This is a genomic window from Lacihabitans sp. LS3-19 (assembly GCF_024343575.1).
GTDB lineage: Bacteria > Bacteroidota > Bacteroidia > Cytophagales > Spirosomataceae > Leadbetterella.
This window is the reverse complement of the sequence record NZ_RJUA01000127.1, coordinates 445189-464961: the sequence shown is the minus strand read 5'-3', so window position 1 is coordinate 464961 and position 19773 is coordinate 445189. Positions and strand designations below refer to the sequence as shown.

Sequence of the window (19773 nt, the reverse complement as noted above, 5' to 3'; positions counted from 1 at the left end):
CCCCCAAGAGCTCATATCGACGGGGAGGTTTGGCACCTCGATGTCGGCTCGTCACATCCTGGGGCTGGAGAAGGTCCCAAGGGTTCGGCTGTTCGCCGATTAAAGTGGCACGCGAGCTGGGTTCAGAACGTCGTGAGACAGTTCGGTCCCTATCTGTGGTGGGCGTAGGAAGTTTGAGAGGCTCTGATTTTAGTACGAGAGGACCGAATTGGACTGACCGCTGGTGTATCTGTTGTCTTGCCAAGGGCACGGCAGAGTAGCTAAGTCGGGACGGGATAAACGCTGAAAGCATCTAAGTGTGAAACCCACCTCAAGATGAGACTTCCCTTGAGGAACGTTAGAGATTATGACGTAGATAGGCTACAGGTGGAAGTGCAGTAATGTATGCAGCCGAGTAGTACTAATGAACCGAGAGCTCTTAAATTTTAATTTTCAGTCTTTCTTATATCAATGTTTTGTTAAGGGATAAGTCACGAAGGCATAAGTCGAAAGTGGCAAGAATCTAAGATAGAACAGTGTCAAAAAATATTAAGACGTACGTTCATGAGAATGAAAGTACATCCTATTAAGACCTTCATGGTGTCAATAGGGCGGGTGAACACCTCTTCCCATTTCGAACAGAGCAGTTAAGCCCCGCACCGCCGATGGTACTTGGATCAAACCCGGGAGAGTAGGTAGATGCCAGTTATTTATTAGAGCCTCAAAGACTAATCTTTGGGGCTTTTTTGTTTTTGGGAGGTTTTGTAAAGCGATTTTTCAAATCGCTGTCAAAGCCAATATTGGGATCAAGCAAAAAAGGGGATCAAGTTTGTTTTAAAAGTTTCTTAAATTATTTTTTTTTTGAAATATAGTTTCGAGAAAGAATTATGTGGTGTAGCATTCAAATAGATGCCTTTATTAATTATAGTCTCAAAGAGTAAATTTTTTGGCTTATTTTTTTTAAAGGTTTTGGGATAAATATGCATTTTTGCAAACAACAATACACCCCTTTAAATGTTTTGGAGAATTCCCTTGTCTTATTAATTAGCGATTTGAAAAATCGCTCTACTTTAGAATCCTATAGCATTGCCTCCGTCTACCCTTAATGAAACTCCTGTGATGTAAGATGCAGCTTCTGAAGCTAAAAATACTGCTGCGAGGCCAATGTCTTCTGGTTTGCCGAATTTGCCCATTGGCGTTCGATTAAGTGCTTTGTCCATGCGGTCTGGGTCGGAGTTCATGGCAGTTTGCATCATTGGGGTTTCGATAAAGCCCGGAGCTATTGCGTTTACTCTCACATTGTGTTTAGACCAATCTGAGGCCAAGGCTTTGGTAAGGCCTTCTATGCCGCTTTTGGAGGCTGTGTAGGCGGGTACTCGGTCTATGCCATAATATCCTGCCATTGAAGATATCATAATAATTGAGCCCGTTTTTCTTGGAATCATTTTTTTTGCCACTTCCCGACTTAGGGCAAATGCCGCATTTAAGTTGGTTTGGATAATATTATTGAATTCGATATCCGTAACTTCTATAGCAGGCTTTTTCATATTTATGCCAGCATTGTTTACTAGGATATCAATTTCACCATATTTAGAAGTAATCGCATCTACCAATTGTGTAGTTTGGCTTAAGTCTGCCACATCATTTACTTCGTAAAATACATCTTCTCCAAACGCCTTGACGGCTTCTTGGAGCATATTTTCTCTTCTTCCTGTAATTACTACCTTAGCACCAGCATCTCTCAGACACCGCGTAATTTCATAGCCTATACCCGAACCACCACCTGTAACCAATGCAATTTTTCCCGCTAATGAAAATGGATTTGTCATATTTTTACTTCAGTCTAAAGCCCCTCTTCACTACTGTAAATTAGAGTTTGAATGTTAATTATTTTTGTTTATTTGCTAATTCTAGAGCACTTGTCGTAATGTGATATTTCAACAGCATATTAGGTACTTCCCAATCTGGCATATTATTGACTTTGTAAAATTTCAAATAACGCTCCATAACCTCGCCAAAGTGAGCTTCATGTCCAGTTCTATATTTTGCCGGAATATCTACAATAAAATCATTTCCGGTTTTTTGAAGACTGATTCCAGGATATTTTGCTTTTAATTTTTCAAATTCAGCATTTAGACTGGCTTCAGATATTTTTGAATTTTTAATGTAAAGTGTCGGCTGATAATTCTCTGCTTCGCCTTGCTTTATTTCAATATTTGCCAAGCTGCCTTTCATGATAGAATAGTGGGTATCGCCACCTTTATCTGTACTGTAGTTCCACAATACTTTTACCTTAGAATGGACATTTTTCACTTTAAAATCTATCTCTCCATTTGCATAAACATTCAAAGTTTTGGGATCTTTAAGGTCTTTTTTTAGAAAATCAGGGAAAGTTTTTGCTCCCGTAATCGTACTAAATTGGTCAAGTGTCATTTCTGTCGGCAAACGTTTTGCACTTATTAATTGTGCATCTTTAATATCTAAAGGTGTCTCTGGAAAAGCTGCCCAAAGAACTAAATCAACCAAATGTGTGGTAACATCAACAATTCCTTCCCCTTGTTGTTTGGTGTCCATAAACCATTGCGGACGTATCAATGGACTTCCTGAAACATATTTATAAAAATGATGCACGCTTTCTTTGATTACAGATGGGTCTTCAGGAGTGCCTGGGAGGATTTCTCCAAAAATACCTTTCATCATAGAAAGTTCACGTTGGAGAGCAGTCGTGATTTCAGAGCGTTCGGTCATGATATCATACAAAAGAATGTTTTTTTCTTTTGCAACTTTAAATGCCGTCTTTAGTTTTTCATATCCCTTGGCATCGATACACATAGGTTTGTCTGCAAGAACATTCATGCCAGCCTCAACGGATTTTAAAATAGACTCCGTTTTCTTTGCGTTGTTTCCTGCCATTACTACAATATCACCTTTTTTGTCTTTCAACATTTTTTGGAAATAATCTGGTCCTGAATACACGTTCTCTTTCCATTTGGTTGGTGATTCCGCCCTCGTATTATAAGAATAGATTCTTTTAAGATGTTGATCTAGGTCTTCGCCTTTTGGTGCGTAAACTTGCACAGTCGGCTTTACGCCTGCTAGCATAGATTTCTGTACCAAAGCGGCATGGAAATGCCCTGGATCTAAGGTGATTATTCGGGCAGGAGCTTTTTCGAATTTCGCAAGTTTTGTCAAATCAGGCATTTTGTTTTTTCCGATTGCGTAAGTTATTCCACCAAAAATATGTTCCATAAACATCGGGTCTTCATAGTCTTTTTCAAGATGACCACCTGCAGTATAAAATACTCTTCCATTTTCAAAATCATGATACCAGGCATTAGGGTAGTTTTGTGTATGACTTTTTGATTCAAATGTTGTAGAATCCAAAACCATCAATACATTAAGCTTGTTGGTCATTGGTCCAAAATAGTACCATTCGTCCCAGCGTTTCCACTCGTTTGGAAGGTTTTTGGTAGATGGATGGTTATGATCAATAACTTTTATCGTACCGTTCTGTTGAGGCGGATGATACTTAAAAGTAGCACCTAACATCTGATTGAACCATTTCCAGTTTCGCTCTACTCCAGATGTGGAGTGAATACCAACCAATCCTCCACCGGAACGAATGTATCGTTGTAAAGCGGCCTCTTGGTCTGTGTCAAATATGTCTTGGTTGGCACTAAGAAGTACCAAAGCACTATATTTTGCTAAATTTTGGTCGTCAAATAAGCTAGCATCTTCTGAAATGTCAGCAAGAATACCGCGTTTTTCACAATATGCTTTTAAGCAACTATCTGCATGCTCAATAGAAGCGTGTCTATAGGCCCAAGAAGCATTTTTCGAGAAAATAAGAACCTTTTTTTCGGGCCTGATAGCTTGCCCAAATGCTATTTGAAAACAAAAGAAAATAAGAAAACTAAGTTTGTACATTGTATTTAAGGTTGATAATGCAAACCTATAAAATTTTCAAAAAAGTAGGAAGGAATTTAATCCCTTTTATGGTATTATTTTGACTGTCTTTTTAAAAAAGAAGAAATATTTCATTTAATCTTCTAAAATATTACCCAAGAAAGTAAATTTTAAGAAAAGTGAAATTAAAAAAAAGACAATTGACCAATTGAGATAAATATAATAATAATCACTGACATCTTTAATGCCTTGGTCTTTAAAAATGGTTTTTTCTAAGAGATTGATTTTTGTAAAAATTTTGGTCAAGGCATTGTTGTCATTGGCTCTAAAAAACTGACCATCGGTTTTTTCTGCCATCATTTTTAGCGTTTTTTCGTCTATTTTCTCCTCACCAGAATTTTCTCCAATGGCTATGGTATAAACTCTAATACCAAAGGTTTTGGCGAGTTCAATCGCTATTTCTGGGTCTATACTTCCGGTAGTATTGTCGCCATCACTTATTAATATGGCTATTTTTGATTTTCCAGGTACGTCTCTAAGTTTGTTTATACAAGAAGATAAAGCCAAGCCTATTGCGGTTCCGGAGGTTTTTATAATACTGGTATTGAGACTTTTAAGGTATTCTTTGAGCATAGAATAATCCGTGGTTAAAGGACTCAATGTGGTAGTTTCTCCAGCAAAAGCCACCAATGCGATTCTGTCGTTCATTCTTCCCGAAATAAATTCTATGCCGATGTTTTTTGCTGCCTCCAGTCTGTTGGGTTGCAAGTCCTTGGCTAACATAGAGTCTGAAATATCAATCGCTAAAGCTATGTCAATTCCTTCTGCGTATTTTTCATTGTCTTGGTTTACCAATTGCGGTCTTGCCAAGGCTAATATTAGACAAAATATACCCAAAACATAAAAAAAAGGTACGAGGTACCTAAGCCAAACAAACATAGAAGCTTGAATGGATATGTTGTTTATGGATAATATTAAATTTTGCTTTTTTTGAGATTTAAATACCCATTTTAAAAAGAATAGCCCTGGGATTAAAAGCAAAAGCCAGAAATAATAGGCATTTGCCCATTCAAATTTTTGAAGAGCAGCTGAAGTAAACCATTTCAATGAAAACCATTTCATTTTTGATTGTTTTTATAAAAATCAACGGCTTTTCTAACGCTTCCGTTTTCTATGAGTAATTTTTTAGCAACATCGTAGACAACATTTGCTTCGTTCATTACCATTTTTATTCCTCTCTCTACTAATTTTTCATTGCTCAGTTGCATATCCACCATCCTGTTGCCTCTTACTTTTCCGAGCTTTATCATTAAAGTGGTTGAAATCATGTTTAATACCATTTTTTGAGCAGAACCAGATTTCATTCTTGTTGATCCAGTAACGTATTCGGGTCCAACCACTACTTCTATTGGCAACTGTGCTTTTGCAGCAACGGGACTGCCCGTATTGCAAACTACGCAACCTGTCAAGAGTCCGTTTTGGTTAGCAACTTCTAATCCACCTACTACATAAGGAGTTCTGCCGGAGGCTGCTATGCCAACTATTGTGTCTAATGGCGTCAAATTAAATCTTTGCAAATCTTTCCATGCCTGAAGATAATCGTCTTCGGCATTTTCAACAGCTTTTCTGATGGCTAAATCTCCTCCAGCGATAATTCCTACTATCAGTTCATCAGAAACACCGTAAGTTGGTGGGCACTCAGATGCATCTAAAATACCTAATCTACCGCTTGTGCCTGCACCAATATAAAATAATCTGCCACCATTTTTCATTCTTTCGGCAGCTGCACTTATAAGGCCTTCTATTTGCGGCAAAGCTTTTTCGATTGCAAAAGGCACAGATTTGTCTTCTTGATTTATTCCGTTTAATATTTCTAAAACAGTCTTTTTCTCAAGATTTTCATGGTTTGAGGCTGCTTCAGTAGATAATCTTTCGAGGTTCAAGATGTCGCTCATAGTTTTCTTTTTTAAAAAATTAAATAGATTTAGCTGTTTAATTCTTTAAAGTATTTATAAAATAAAGGAATAGTTTCTATGCCTTTCATGAAATTGAAAATGCCATAATGTTCGTTGGGTGAATGAAGAGCATCAGAGTCTAGTCCAAAGCCAAATAATATTGATTTCAGACCTAATTCTTGCTCAAATAAGGCCACGATGGGTATACTTCCACCTCCTCTGGTGGGCACTGGTTTTTTGCCAAAACTTTCTTCCAAAGCCATAAATGCTGCTTTGTATCCTATTGAATCTGTTGGTGTTACGTAGGGTTGACCACCGTGGTGTTTTTTTACTTTAACTTTTACAGTAGGATGAGCAATGGCTTTGAAATGCGTCATAAAAAGTTCTGAGATTTCTTCCCAGTCTTGGTCTGGAACCAAACGCATCGATATTTTAGCAAATGCTTTTGAAGGCAAAACGGTCTTAGAACCTTCACCTGTATAGCCTCCCCAAATTCCGTTCACATCTAGTGTAGGGCGTATTGCAGCCCTCTCTCTTGTAGTATATCCTTTTTCGCCAGTTACTTCGGCAATATTTAGATCCTTTTTGTATTCTTCTAGATCAAAAGGAGCAGCTTCAAGCTCATCTCTTTCTACTTGAGACAGTTCTACAACTTTGTCATAAAAACCTTTTACGGTAATTTTTCCATCTGCGTCGTGCATTGAGGCTATCATTTGCGAAAGTACATTGATAGGATTTGCAACGGCACCGCCATAAACGCCAGAATGAAGGTCGCGGTTGGCAGCTTCTACTTCCACTTCCATATAAGCCAAGCCACGAAGGCCAGTTTCTACTGAAGGGATGTCATTGCCAATGATGGAAGTATCTGAAATCAAAATGATGTCAGCTTTGAGTTTTTCTTTATTGTTTTTTACAAATGTTCCGAGGTTTTCAGAACCAACCTCTTCTTCGCCTTCAAACATGATTTTCACATTGCAAGTAAGCGTATTGTGCAAAATCATGGCTTCTACGGCCTTTACATGCATATATATTTGGCCTTTATCGTCACAAGATCCTCTTGCATAAATAGCTCCTTCGGGATGTACAGGAGTGATTTTAACAGTAGGCTCAAACGGCGGACTGTCCCAAAGTTCAATTGGGTCGGCAGGTTGCACATCATAATGACCATATACTAAAATGGTAGGCAATGATGGATCTAATATTTTTTCAGCAAATACTATCGGATGACCATCGGTTTGACAGATTTCGGCTGTGTCTAAGCCTGCGGCTAATAGTTTATCTTTTACCCATTCAGCTGCTGTAAGCATATCTGGGATATGTTTTGTGTCTGCACTTACCGAAGGTATTCTCAAGAAATCGAAAAGTTCGTCTAAATATCTTTGTTTGTTTGAAGCAATGTATTCTTTCATTCTAAAAGGCCTTAAATTTGATGTTCAAAATTAGGGTATTTTTTTGGATGAAAAAAATGGGGAGGATTGATGTTGATTTAATAAATATGTTAAAATAGATTTTTGAGAAAGGTGTTATAGAAATTATCGATATGATTTTTCAAAGAGTAGAGAGTTTTGAAAAATTTCACTAATGTATCATTTTAGAAGCGACAAATTCAATTATTAAGACTTCATCTCCCATTTGGTAAAAAACTATTGTGTATTTTTTGTTGAAGAGGATGCATTTTAATCCAGAGCTTGCTCTTTCAGGGTCACGGCATGTAGAATATTCTGTTTTGTCAAAATTTAAATTTTCAATAAAATCATAGACTTTTTCTTTAAACAAAATTGCAGTTTGTGTTAAGCCTTTAGATTCGATAAACAATGAAACTGAAGCTAGGTTTTCTATAAAGGTATCTAAGAAATTTATTTTTGTTTTGCCCATTCCAGAATCAATTCTTCACTTTTTTTTCTAGCTTCCTCAATTGAAAATAATCTGCCTTCGAACTTTTTATGCAAGTCCGATTTTTGAAGAGCTAAGTATTCTTCTTTCGGCATTAAAACATATTTTTTATCGTCAATAATTACTTCAGATACCATAACCTTCTTTTTTAATTCAAATATAAACGAATTTTTAAAAAATAAAACACCTCAATACAAGTCCGGAAACTTTACAGGATTTACCTCTGTCATTATTTGGTAGGCGGCGTCGAAGATGGTTTCTACGTTTGGTTTTGAAAAATAATCTCCATCTGTACCGTATGCAGGTCTGTGGGCTTTGGCACTTACGGCTATGGGTTTGGAGTCGAGGAAAGTGTAGGCATCATGTTCGTCCAAAACCTGCTGCATCATGTAGGCTGTTCCGCCTCCAGGCATGTCTTCATCAGCAAAAATAACGCGGTTGGTTTTCTTTACGGATTTCAAAATTATTTTGTTGATATCAAAAGGAAGAAGCGTTTGCACATCAATAACTTCAGCAGAAATGCCCACTTTTTTAAGTTCTTCGGCGGCTTCTACTACTATACGGCACATGGAGCCATACGTTACGATGGTAATATCAGAGCCTTCTTTTATGATTTCTGGAACGCCAAGTGGTTCACAAATTTCGTTTAAATTATCAGGTAATTTTTCTTTTAGTCTATATCCATTCAGGCTTTCTATAACCAAAGCAGGGTCGTCTCCTTTCAGTAATGTATTATAAAATCCAGCAGCTTTTACGAAATTTCTCGGAACTACGATATGCATCCCTCTGAGGGCGTGTATCATAACCGCCATAGGTGAGCCAGAATGCCAAATGCCTTCCAATCGATGTCCACGAGTACGAACAATCAAAGGTGCGGCTTGTTTGCCAACTGTTCTATATCGCAAAGAAGCGAGATCGTCAGTAAGCGATGGCAAAGCATAATAAATATAATCGAAGTATTGGATTTCTACAATAGGACGTAATCCACGCATTGCTGCTCCAATTCCTTGTCCAATAATTGTAGTTTCTCTTATACCTGTATCTGTTATCCTAAGTTCACCATATTTTTCTTGAAGGCCGGCAAAACCTTGATTTACATCTCCAATTTTACCTATATCTTCGCCCAAGGCAAACACAAGTGGATTTTTTGAGAAAGTATAATCAAAAAACTTATTGATTATTTCTCTGCCATCTAACATTGGGCTTTTGTCAGAGTATTGAGCTGAAACTGGCTTCACGTTCATTGGTGAAGTCTCAAACTCAGAGTATAAATGGCTGCTGTAGCGTTCTGTATTTTTATTTTCTAAAGTTTCAAGAAGTTTTCCTAAATCTTTACGGATTTTATCACTTGAATTTAGTCTTCCAAGTTTTTTAAGAGCTTTTATACCATCTTTTTTCAAAGGATGGGTATTGGTCTCTAATTGGTTTTTTAACTTTATTATTTCAGAATTTCCCTTATTAGTTTCGATAGCCTCATTGAGCAAATCTATCACAAGCTTATTTTCGGAATTTATAAATTCTTTCAAAGCATCCCATGCTTTTTTACGAGCATCTTTGGCTACTTCGTCTGCCGCTTTTTCAATTTTTAATATTTCAGCTTCATTCGCAAAATTATTTTGAAGAATCCATTTTTTGAAATGTTTGTTGCAATCAAAATCTGTTTCCCATTCTAGCCTATCTTTAGACTTATATCTTTCATGTGAGCCCGATGCAGAATGACCTTGAGGCTGAGTAACTTCGTAGACATGTACCAAAACCGGAACGTGCTGGTCTCTTGCTATCCTAGCTGCTTTTTGATAAGCTTTTATAAGTTCGGGATAATTCCAGCCTTGTACGTTTATGATTTCTATACCATTTCCGTCTGTTTTTTGGAATCCTGCCAAAGCTTCAGAAATACTCCCTTTGGTGGTTTGGTATTCTATTGGCACAGAAATACCGTAGCCATCGTCCCATACTGACATCACCAAAGGAATCTGCAATACTCCTGCGGCATTTACAGCTTCAAAAAACATACCTTGCGAGGTAGAGGCGTCACCTATTGTTGAAAAACAAACTTCATTGCCTTCATTTGAAAAGTTCTTAAATTTCTTGAGATATGGATTGTTTCTGTAAAGTTTTGAAGCATAGGCTAAACCCACACTTCGTGGCATTTGGCCGGCAGTAGACGATACATCCATGACGTCGTTATACAAGTCAGTTTGGTCCAGCCAACGTCCTTGGTCGTCTATCCAATGGTTGCCATAGTGGGCATTCATAGATCTACCTCCTGAAAAAATATCGTGATTAATGTCGGCGTGAGCATAAAGTTGTGCAAAAAACTGTTGCCAAGTTAGTCCGCCATTCGCAGCAATTAAGGTTTGATCTCTGTAGTATCCCGAACGAAAATCACCTTTTCTGAAAACTTTTGATAATGCTATCTGTGCCAGTTCCTTCCCATCACCAAAAATCCCAAATTTGGCTCTTCCCATAAAAACGTCTTTTCTTCCTAAAAGACTAACTGCTCTACTTTCACAGGCTAATTTATAATCAGACAGAACTTCTGTTTTTGAAAGAATAACCTCATTTTTTGTATAAAAACCAGTAAGCAGTTCACTCATGATTTATGGGAGTATTCGATTGAAAAAAATCAAACTGTTAACATAATTTTAAGAAAACAAGTAGGTTGTTTGATGTTATAAATGTAAAGTTAAGCGTAAAATCGATACAAAGCACTATTTCTGGAATGAAAAATGGATTGTTAATACATTGTTAAAAATTTTTAATATTTTTGGTTTGGTATTTACTTTGTATAAAGATTATTACAGAATTATTTTAAACAATTAATATTCAAGAACATGAAAAAATTATTTTTCACTTTAGTAAGCGTATTTTTATTTGCTGCAGCTACAAATGCTCAGGGTGTTTTGAAATTCAACAAAGAAACACATGATTTTGGTAAATTAGCGGAAGGTCCTTTGGCTACTTATTCGTTTGAGGTTACTAACACTGGTACAGCTCCGGTAGTTATCACCAATGCTCAGGCTTCATGTGGATGCACCACTCCAGAGTGGTCTAAAGACCCTATTATGCCAGGTGCTAAAAGTGTAATCAAAGTTGGTTATAACACTTCAGGACGTCCAGGAGCATTTACTAAAACTATTACTGTAGTAAGCAATGCTGAAAACGGGACTGTAATTTTGACAATCAAAGGTAGTGTAACTCCAAAAGCAGCAGGAGGAAAATAAACTTCGACTGTTTACATATAATTGAGCCATCCAAATATTTTGGATGGCTTTTTTTTGTATTCATTTTTTATTTTCTATTTTTAGAAAAAAAACATTGAGATGACAATACTTTGCATTTGTACCTATCTGAAAGGCCAAGAGTTTTTGAGAGCTGCCAAAAAACAAGGGAATACAGTTTTTTTATTGACACATAAAAATCTTGAGCACAAAGATTGGCCAAGAGAAAGTATAGATGAGTTTTTTTATTTAGACAAAAATGAAAACAATTTTGAAACCTATCAAAAAATAATAGAAGGGACAGCATTTTTAATGCAGTCCCGTAAAATAGATTTGGTGGTAGCCTTAGACGATTTTGATGTTGAAAAAGCCGCCTTGGTCAGAGAGCATTTTAGAATACCTGGTATGGGGCAAACCACTGCAAGGTATTTTAGAGATAAACTGGCTATGCGAATGCAGGCTTTGGACAACCAAATTTCAGTTCCTAGTTTCAGTTCTTTGTTCAATAGTGAGGAGATAACTCATTTTCTTGAAAACTCCCAAGCTCCTTGGTTAGTAAAACCGCGTTCTGAGGCGTCTGCCGCTGGTATTAAAAAAGTGCATTCGAAACAAGAAGCGTGGGACTGGATAAATGGTTTGGGAGAAAATAGGCACAATTTCCTGATAGAATGTTTTAAGCCTGGGGATGTTTTTCATGTTGATTCATTAATTATAGACGGTAAAGTGGTTTTTGAAAGGTGTAGCCAATATTTGAGTACACCGTTTGAAGTTGCACATGGAGGCGGTATTTTTAGATCAGTAATCGTAGATTTTAAATCAATAGATTCTCAGGCACTTTCTTTAGTAAATCACCAGGTTATGAAAGCTTTCGGTATGCGATTTAGTGCTGCCCATACGGAAGTAATCAAATGCCATGAAGACGGGAATTATTATTTTTTAGAAACTGCTTCAAGGGTAGGAGGGGCACATTTGGCAGAGATGGTTGAGGCTTCCTCTGGAATAAATTTATGGGCGGAATGGGCAAAAATAGAAACTGCAGTTGCTGAGAAAAAAACCTATAAATTGCCAAAGGTAGAAAAGGCTTATTCAGGTATCTTGATATCGCTTTCATCGCAACAATGGCCAGATATGAGTATGTTTGATGAAAAGGAAATTGTGTGGAAAATGAACGAAGAATATCATATTGGGCTTATAGTAAAAGCAAGCAAACGAGAGCGTGTAATAGAATTGTTGGATAAATTTGCCCAAATGATTTTTGACAACGGTCTTCATGCTTCAGCACCTTCGCCAGATAAACCAATGCATTGAAAATTGAATAAAGACCAGATATTAATAAAGGCAAAAGAGATTTTAGAGAAAAAACTCAAAGACTTAGATCAAGCTATTTTAAATGTTCAAAGTGCTGCTAATGAGGAATCTAAAAGCAGCATGGGCGATAAATACGAAACTGGCCGAGCCATGGCTCAAAACGATAGAGCTATGTTGGAGCATCAAAAAATAGAGCTTGTAAGAGATATTTTCACTTTCGAAAATACCAATTTTACACAAGAAACAGATAGCATAAAGACGGGTAGCATTGTTGAGACAAGTTTGGGTTGTTTTTTGGTTTGTATAAGTTTAGGAAAAATCATTGAGGCTGGTAAAACGATCATGCTTATATCAACTGTTTCGCCAATTGGGGCAATAATGATGGGCAAAAAAGCAAATGAAAGTATAAATATGAATGGTAGGGAAATAAAGATTTTGAAGGTTTATTGATTTAATAGAACTCTTTATTCTATTTACATAAAGCAATTTGTAAATTCTCTATTTCCTCATTCATTTCAAGAAGCTTGAGATTTTCATCATAGACAGCATCGAAAATAAATTTCTTGTTCTGTAGGGCATATTTGTAAATATGCAAGTCTGTGATAGGAGTAGGGATTTTGTCCAATTCGTCTATGTGAACCCAATATAGCGTGCCTTCGTCGCATGGTGGAGCTTCTTGAAATTCAATTTCAGATAGATATACATAACTCACCCAATTGTATTTAGTTGGAGATGTTTCGGTTAGTATTCCACAGAAATTCATGATCTTAACTTCTATTCCGGACTCCTCCTGAGTTTCTCTTTTTGCTGCTGAAAGTGGAGTTTCAAAAGGGTCAAGTTTTCCTCCAAGCGGTGTAAAAAGGTCTTTGTTTGGCTCCTTCAATCTTTTTAAAAGTAATAAATGGTTTTTGTGTTTCAAAATACAGATTACAGCTATTTTTTTTAGACCTTCCATTTACTAAAGATTTAATAATTTTTGAAACTTTTCAATAAAAAGGCCAATATGAAACCCATCAACTAAGGCATGATGAACATGGATTGATATAGGCATCATTTTTCGTTCATTTTGATCGAATATTTTTCCAAAGGATATTTTGGGACACGAGTCTTTAAATTTGAAACTTCTGGCGTGTGAAATACTCGTAAATTTTATCCATGGTAAAGAACTATAGTGGATTACGTTTTGCCCTGGGCCAGCAGGGTCTAATCCTACAGAAGTGTGGATCCTTTCGATTTCTTTTTTTGCAACTGAGCTGAAGTCATCAAAGTTTTTATAAAAATCTATATAGGCAAAACCAAATGTGCCGTCAGGCCTATTGATAGTAGGAGAGGCATTTATTTGATCATATAACCATACTTGGTCATTTTCAATTCTTAATTTTAGGGCATCAATGCTATTGATTGCTACCAAAGAGCAATGCAAGTATTTTAAAAAAAATGAAAAATTTTGAGATTTTGAATCATTATAGGCTTTGGTGCAATCTGCATCAACTGTAATCCCAAAAAAAGGTTCGTCGAATTGAGAAAAAAAGTGATAGTGATCTTTTCTTGCCCATGTATTTATGTCTAAAAGCTCTTTTTTCATAGGAGTTTAAGTATTTCTATAATGTTTGAAATTTGACCAAATCTAGGATTATCAATTTTTGTATCCACTACTTCGTGGGCCCAAGTGGTGTGATATGGCACATGAACGCCCCAGCCGCCGAGTTCTAAAACTGGAATTACGTCAGATTTCAAAGAATTTCCTATCATCATAAACTCTTCTGGTTTGCAATCCAAGTGTTTTAAAAGCTTCTCGTAATCTTTGATTTGTTTATCACTCATGATTTCGATATGATGGAAGTAATGACCTAAACCCGATTTGATAAGTTTACGCTCTTGATCCAACAAATCGCCTTTTGTAGCCACCACAAGTCTGTATTTTCCTTTTAAGTTTTTTAATACTTCGTCTATGTTTTCTAACAATTCGATGTCTTTATTTAGAAGGTCTTTCCCTAGGTTTATTGCTTTTTCAATTAAACTGAGAGGGGCTGTATGATCTGTTACTTTATAGATTGTTTCTATCATCGAAAGCATAAATGCTTTTACGCCATAACCATAGAGAGCCAAGTTTTGCATTTCTATTTTGAATAATTCCTGCGAAACGGTATGGTGTGGTAAATAATCTTCCAATAATGAGCAAAAGGCATGTTCAGTTTCTTGGAAATAGGGCTCGTTTACCCAAAGGGTATCGTCAGCGTCAAAAGCTAATACTTTTAAATCTTTCATTTGTTAATTTTAAAAAAATTAAAATTATAGAAAACTATATTAGGATTAATTTTTTTCTCAAGAAAATGCATAAATTTAGAGTAAAATAATATTCAATCATAAATAAATAGAAATGAACAGGCGTGAATTTGTATCAAATACAGCAATGACAATTGCAGGCTCGTTTTTGGCTTCCAATTCGGTTTTTGCAAAAAAGAAATCTAAAAATGCCGTTGGTGTACAATTGTATTCTGTTAGGGATGACATGAAAAATGCCCCTTTGGATACCCTAAAGAAAGTAGCTGCTATGGGCTATAAAAATGTGGAACATGCCAATTATGTCAATGGTAAATTTTATGGTTGGGAGGCAAAAGAGTTTCGAAAAATATTGGATGATTTAGGTTTAAAGATGCCTTCGGGGCACACAGTTTTTGGTAAAGGCCATTGGGACGAGGGTAAGCAAGAATTTACGGATACCTGGAAAAAATTAGTAGAGGATGCCGCTATTTGTGGGCAAAAATATGTGATAAGTCCATGGCTGGACATCGCCTATCGAAAAGACTTTGATCAGTTGAAAAGATTCATGGAGGTGTTTAATAAAAATGGCGAATTGTGCAAAGGTTCAGGAATGAAGTTTGGCTATCATAACCACGATTTTGAATTTAGTCTGAAATTGAGCAGTGTAAAGGTTTATGATATTATCATGCAAAATACTGATCCAAGTTTGGTTGCACAACAATTGGATATTGGCAATATGTACGGTGGTGGTGGAAGAGCAGCAGATCTTTTAGCACAATATCCAGGTAGATTTGAGCTGATGCACGTGAAGGATGAAATAAAGTCTGAAAAGGAGCACGGCGGATGGGAAAGTGCGATTTTAGGAGTAGGCGTTATAGGGGTAAAAGAGATTGTAGAAATGGGTAAGAAATTAGGTGGAACTACCCAATTTATTATCGAACAGGAATCTTATCAAGGTAAAGCACCGATAGATTGTATAAATGAAGACTTGAAAATAATCAAAAGTTGGGGATATTGATTTTAAAAAAGTTAAATTTTTATGGGGCTAAATAGCCCCATTTTTTTTGTGGTTTTTTGCGGAAATTTGTAAATATTCATTTTTTTTGTTTAATTTTATTTTGCTAAGTGATTAGTGGCAAGGTTTTTATTCTAAAATTTGCCGAGTGAAAGTCCCAAAAAAACCATAAAAAAATGAAGGCAAAGGCCCCAACTTTAAAAGATATTGCCAAAGAGCTAGGCATATCGATTTCTACTGTCTCGAGAGCACTCCGAGGAATGCCCGAGATTAACCTAGAAACACGCGAAGCTGTATTGAAGCTTTCAAAAAATCTAGAATATAAATTACCCTCCAACCAACAGCAAAAAGCCAATACAAAAAATCAAATTATTGCTGCCCTTGTACCTCAATTTGATTATTATTTTTCAGAAATAATCAGGGGAATGGATGATGCTGCAATAGATGCGGGATTTACTTTGGTGGTAAACAAAACCAATGAGTCTTTCGGTAGAGAGGTGTCGGCAATTCATAGACTTTTACAATCTAATGTTGATGGATTAGTGGTGGCCCGAGCTTTTGAAACTTCAAGTTTTGAACACTTTGAAGGTATTATAAAAAGAAACATTCCTTTAGTTTTTATCGATAGAGAATTTACAGAATTGAATACCCCGAATTTTGTTATTGATAACTTTGAAGGTGGAAAACTAGCAGTTAAGCATTTGGTAGAAAAAGGATATCGGAAAATTTGTTTTCTTGGAGCAAAATCTTATTCATTTTCAAAATACACCATCGAAAATGGCCTTTTGGCAGGAATGAAAGAAGCTAAAATTGACAATTTTGATAAAAAGTTAATTTTCGGTGATTATAATCAAGTACAAGCCTTTGAAAAAGCAAGTGAGATTTTGAGACTAAATGATAGGCCTGATGCTTTTTTTGCAGCGAATGACCAGGCAGCGATTGGTATTCATAAAGCCATACATGAGGCAGGATATAATGTGCCCAAAGACATTGGGATTGTGGGTTATTATGATGAACCTACTGTCTCTGCTATTTATCCTGCCCTCACAAGTGTATCTGTGCCGGCTTATGAAATGGGAAAAAGTGCTATAAATTCCATAATTTCACAATTGCATTTGAGCGGAACCTCTGAAAGTAAAACCAAGCTTTTTGCACCTGAACTTAAAGCAAGAGAATCAACCAACCAAACGAGACGATTTTTCGGAATTTAAGAATTGAGTGATATGAAAAAAGTTTTTACTTGTCTGTCTTTTATTTTGGTTTTGATTTCTTGCAAAAAAGATTCAATTGATGTTGGTATCCAATATGATATTGCACCTGAATTTACCGTTTATGTAAACAAGTTTTACGAAGAGGCTACCAGTCGAGGTATTACCATTGCTAGAGAGAATTTGATTGTAAAAGCGAATTTAAACTTAGGACAAACCGATATTTGTGGAAAATGTAAGCAAAATACCCAATATCCTTCTTTACAAAGAACTGTAGAAATAAATACGGAGAGCCTTACATGTTGGAAAAGCATGCCTGAAAACAATCGGGAGGCATTGGTTTTCCATGAGTTGGGTCATTGTCTATTGGGAAGATTACTTCACAAAGACGACCTTTTTAATGATGGAAGTCCAAAAAGCATTATGATTTCTAGTAATTCAGACTTGTACAGTCCTTGTGTATATGTTTTGGATGATAAGCCAGAACTGTGCAACAAAACTGGCCGGCGTAAATATTATATAGACGAGCTTTTTGATGAAAATACCCCCGCTCCCGATTGGTCTAAATGATCTTTATTTCTTTATTAAATAAAAATTGGTTTGTTAATAAATTATATTCGCCAAAATATTACTCCGCCGAATTTGTTTAAATAGTTTCCTTATTAAAGGCTATTTTTGCAAGAAAGTTTTCCAAATCGATGCTTTGATTTTATAATGACAGAAATTTCGCCGATAGCACAAAACGTAATAAACTTTGTAAACCAAACCCAAAAATCCATTTTTTTGACTGGAAAAGCGGGTACAGGAAAAACCACACTGCTTAATCATATTGTTAAATCTACACACAAAAGCACCATAGTTGTTGCACCAACTGGTATAGCTGCATTAAATGCCAAAGGGGTGACCATTCACAGTATGTTTCAATTGCCTTTTGCAGGTTTTATTCCGCAAGAAATAGACCCAGAGCATTTTTCGGAAAGAGTCAGGTTTGAAACTAAAAACTCTCTAACGAGGCATTTTAGGATGAATGCAACAAAGCGAAACGTCATTCAGGAATTACAACTTTTGATTATTGACGAAGTGAGTATGCTCCGCCCAGATGTGCTGGATGCCATGGAGTTTATGTTGCAAAGAGTGAGGCGGAATAGATTGAGTTTTGGTGGCGTTCAAGTGCTATTTATTGGCGATTTGATGCAATTGCCTCCCGTTATCAAAAACGAAGAATGGGCGGTTTTACAAAAATATTATAATGGAAAATTCTTTTTTCATGCCCATGCTGTGCTTAATAATCCGCCGCTTTATGTGGAGTTAGATAAGATATTCAGGCAACAAGACCCCGTTTTTATTAATATTCTAAATAATCTCAGGGAAAATAAAATAACCGCAGAAGATCAGCAAAAACTCAACGAATATCTTAGGCCTGAATTTATTCCTGAAAGAGACGAGGGATTTATTACGCTTACTACGCATAATCTTAAAGCCGACGAAATCAATAAGAGAGCTCTGGAGGAGCTAACAAGTCCTGAGTATAGGTTTAAAGCTGAAATTGGTGGAGATTTTCCTGACTGGATTTATCCTTTGGAAGAAGAGTTAGCAATAAAAAAAGGTGCTCAAGTGATGTTTGTAAAAAACGATTTGAGCTTGGAAAAGAACTATTTTAATGGAAAAATGGGCCTGGTGCATTCTATTTCCGAAAATGAAATTCTTGTAAAATTTCCTTTAGAGAATAAGACCATTGTAGTAGACAAATACGAATGGAAAAATATTAGATATACCGTAAACGAAAATACCAAAGAAATTGAGGAAGAAACTTTGGGTACGTTTGTGCATTATCCTATCAAACTTGCCTGGGCTATTACTGTCCACAAGAGCCAAGGTTTGACTTTTGACAAAGCAATTTTGGATGTTTCTCAAGTGTTTGTCCCCGGGCAACTTTATGTGGCACTTTCGCGGCTTAGATCTTTGGAAGGCATGGTTTTGGTGGAGCCCATTAGGTTGAATGGAATACAGTTGAGCTATGATGTGTTAAAATATGCAAGCAACAAGGCCGACGAAAAAGTTATAGAAGAAACACTTGATAAAGAAAAACTGGTGTATGTAAAAGACTACATAGTTAAAAGTTTTAATTGGACGGATTTTGAGCAATTGGCCCGAAATCTTGTAGTTGGATATCAAGACTTAATTGACCTAAAAAGTAAAGCTAAAGAAATAGCATGGGCTAAGGATTTTCTAAAAAAACAAATGGAACTTTCGGCTTTAGCTTTGAAATTTACGCAGCAAATTAATAATGTTTTTATTTCACAAGACATTGATTTAGAGTTTCTTAAAAAAAGGGTTGAAGCAGCCAAGTTGTATTTTATGCCTTTGTTAGAAAATCTTCATTTAGATCTTTTGCTGGAGATTCAGGTTGTAAAAAGAATAAAAAATGCAAAAGGCTATTTTACCGAACTGTCCGAATTGGATGATAGTTTCACCTCACTTGTTTTACAACTTTTTAAAGTTGAAAAGTTTGTGGACTGTGTTTGTAAAGGAGTAGAAATTACAAAACAGAATTTGCAAATACCTGAAATAGCCATCTATAAAAAACAAATGCTAGATAATGCTTCCAATAAGTATTTTGAAAATAGCAAAGAACTGATAAAAGACCGCGAAGATGTTTCTTATTACGAAGCACCAAGCAAAAAAAAGAAACCTAAATCAGATAAAAAACCTACCACTGAAGAGACATACGAACTTTGGATTCAGAATAAAACCATTGATGAGATAGCTCAGATAAGAATGCTCTCGGCCACAACTATTTCATCGCATTTTGCAAAATTGGTTGAGCAGAAAAAAGTCAAAGTGTCGGATTTGATAAGTTCTGATAGAATAATAGAGTTGGCTTCCGCTTTTGAAAGTTTTGAAACCGATGTTCCTTTGGGACAAATTAAAGAAATAGTAGGGGATACATTCAGTTGGGAAGAATTGAGGATTTTTAAAGCTGGTTTGAATGTTTCATAGTTGTTTCAAATAGTTTTGCTCGA

The 19773-nt window shown here is 36.2% G+C and carries 18 protein-coding genes and 2 rRNA genes; 9 read left to right on the top strand and 11 right to left on the bottom strand.

Translation table 11 applies throughout. The features are described from left to right. Positions 1-425, top strand: a 23S ribosomal RNA gene (locus EGI22_RS22610); the annotation flags it as partial. A 150-nt stretch (positions 426-575) separates the two neighbouring features. After that, positions 576-687 (top strand): 5S ribosomal RNA (gene rrf / locus EGI22_RS22605). 362 nt (positions 688-1049) lie between these two features. Here rrf and EGI22_RS22600 read toward each other — a convergent pair. From EGI22_RS22600 to EGI22_RS22565, 8 genes are all read right to left on the bottom strand, one after another. Beyond that, positions 1050-1808: an SDR family NAD(P)-dependent oxidoreductase gene (locus EGI22_RS22600; protein WP_255070867.1), complete on the bottom strand. Its 759-nt coding sequence runs from the start codon at positions 1806-1808 to the stop codon at positions 1050-1052. 58 nt (positions 1809-1866) lie between these two features. Further along, complete coding sequence (locus EGI22_RS22595) at positions 1867-3906, bottom strand: putative oxidoreductase C-terminal domain-containing protein (RefSeq protein WP_255070866.1); 2040 nt, start codon at positions 3904-3906, stop codon at positions 1867-1869. 114 nt (positions 3907-4020) lie between these two features. Continuing rightward, complete coding sequence (locus EGI22_RS22590) at positions 4021-5007, bottom strand: VWA domain-containing protein (RefSeq protein WP_255070865.1); 987 nt, start codon at positions 5005-5007, stop codon at positions 4021-4023. Beyond that, entirely contained in the window at positions 5004-5840 is an 837-nt protein-coding gene (gene murQ / locus EGI22_RS22585; protein ID WP_255070863.1) for an N-acetylmuramic acid 6-phosphate etherase, read from the bottom strand. Before murQ ends, EGI22_RS22590 begins: the two co-directional genes overlap by 4 nt. Positions 5841-5869: 29 nt before the next feature. Then, positions 5870-7249, bottom strand: coding sequence for a dipeptidase (locus EGI22_RS22580; RefSeq protein WP_255070861.1), 1380 nt, complete (start codon positions 7247-7249; stop codon positions 5870-5872). A 169-nt stretch (positions 7250-7418) separates the two neighbouring features. Then, positions 7419-7715 carry a hypothetical protein gene (locus EGI22_RS22575; protein WP_255070860.1) on the bottom strand — a complete coding sequence of 99 codons (297 nt, stop codon included), beginning with the start codon at positions 7713-7715 and terminating at the stop codon, positions 7419-7421. After that, positions 7697-7870, bottom strand: a complete 174-nt coding sequence (locus EGI22_RS22570; protein ID WP_255070859.1) for a hypothetical protein — start codon at positions 7868-7870, stop codon at positions 7697-7699. Before EGI22_RS22570 ends, EGI22_RS22575 begins: the two co-directional genes overlap by 19 nt. 51 nt (positions 7871-7921) lie before the next feature. Continuing rightward, positions 7922-10330, bottom strand: a complete 2409-nt coding sequence (locus EGI22_RS22565) for a thiamine pyrophosphate-dependent enzyme (protein ID WP_255070858.1) — start codon at positions 10328-10330, stop codon at positions 7922-7924. A gap of 237 nt (positions 10331-10567) precedes the next feature. Here EGI22_RS22565 and EGI22_RS22560 point away from each other — a divergent pair, with 237 nt between their 5' ends. The 3 genes from EGI22_RS22560 (at position 10568) to EGI22_RS22550 (ending at position 12712) form a co-directional block, all read left to right on the top strand. Continuing rightward, positions 10568-10957: a DUF1573 domain-containing protein gene (locus EGI22_RS22560; protein ID WP_255070856.1), complete on the top strand. Its 390-nt coding sequence runs from the start codon at positions 10568-10570 to the stop codon at positions 10955-10957. A 99-nt stretch (positions 10958-11056) separates the two neighbouring features. Then, entirely contained in the window at positions 11057-12262 is a 1206-nt protein-coding gene (locus tag EGI22_RS22555) for an acetyl-CoA carboxylase biotin carboxylase subunit family protein (RefSeq protein WP_255070855.1), read from the top strand. Positions 12263-12265: 3 nt separating this feature from the next. After that, entirely contained in the window at positions 12266-12712 is a 447-nt protein-coding gene (locus tag EGI22_RS22550) for a hypothetical protein (RefSeq protein ID WP_255070852.1), read from the top strand. Positions 12713-12731: 19 nt separating this feature from the next. On the opposite strand, the gene EGI22_RS22545 is transcribed toward EGI22_RS22550, so the two are convergent. Genes EGI22_RS22545 through EGI22_RS22535 form a run of 3 tightly spaced genes read right to left on the bottom strand, consistent with a single transcriptional unit; the run spans position 12732 to position 14530 of the window. Then, positions 12732-13217 (bottom strand): NUDIX domain-containing protein, encoded by a 486-nt coding sequence (locus EGI22_RS22545; protein ID WP_255070850.1) that lies wholly within the window; start codon positions 13215-13217, stop codon positions 12732-12734. Positions 13218-13220: 3 nt separating this feature from the next. Next, complete coding sequence (locus EGI22_RS22540) at positions 13221-13847, bottom strand: chloramphenicol acetyltransferase (RefSeq protein ID WP_255070849.1); 627 nt, start codon at positions 13845-13847, stop codon at positions 13221-13223. Then, positions 13844-14530, bottom strand: a complete 687-nt coding sequence (locus tag EGI22_RS22535) for an HAD family hydrolase (protein ID WP_255070848.1) — start codon at positions 14528-14530, stop codon at positions 13844-13846. Before EGI22_RS22535 ends, EGI22_RS22540 begins: the two co-directional genes overlap by 4 nt. 112 nt (positions 14531-14642) lie before the next feature. Between EGI22_RS22535 and EGI22_RS22530 the strand changes: the two genes are divergently transcribed. The 4 genes from EGI22_RS22530 (at position 14643) to EGI22_RS22515 (ending at position 19750) form a co-directional block, all read left to right on the top strand. Further along, positions 14643-15545 (top strand): sugar phosphate isomerase/epimerase, encoded by a 903-nt coding sequence (locus EGI22_RS22530; protein ID WP_255070847.1) that lies wholly within the window; start codon positions 14643-14645, stop codon positions 15543-15545. Positions 15546-15718: 173 nt separating this feature from the next. Continuing rightward, positions 15719-16753 carry a LacI family DNA-binding transcriptional regulator gene (locus EGI22_RS22525; RefSeq protein WP_255070845.1) on the top strand — a complete coding sequence of 345 codons (1035 nt, stop codon included), beginning with the start codon at positions 15719-15721 and terminating at the stop codon, positions 16751-16753. Between the two features lie 12 nt (positions 16754-16765). Continuing rightward, positions 16766-17320, top strand: a complete 555-nt coding sequence (locus EGI22_RS22520) for a hypothetical protein (protein ID WP_255070844.1) — start codon at positions 16766-16768, stop codon at positions 17318-17320. 144 nt (positions 17321-17464) lie between these two features. Next, positions 17465-19750, top strand: coding sequence for a helix-turn-helix domain-containing protein (locus tag EGI22_RS22515; protein WP_255070843.1), 2286 nt, complete (start codon positions 17465-17467; stop codon positions 19748-19750). Positions 19751-19773 lie beyond the last annotated feature (23 nt).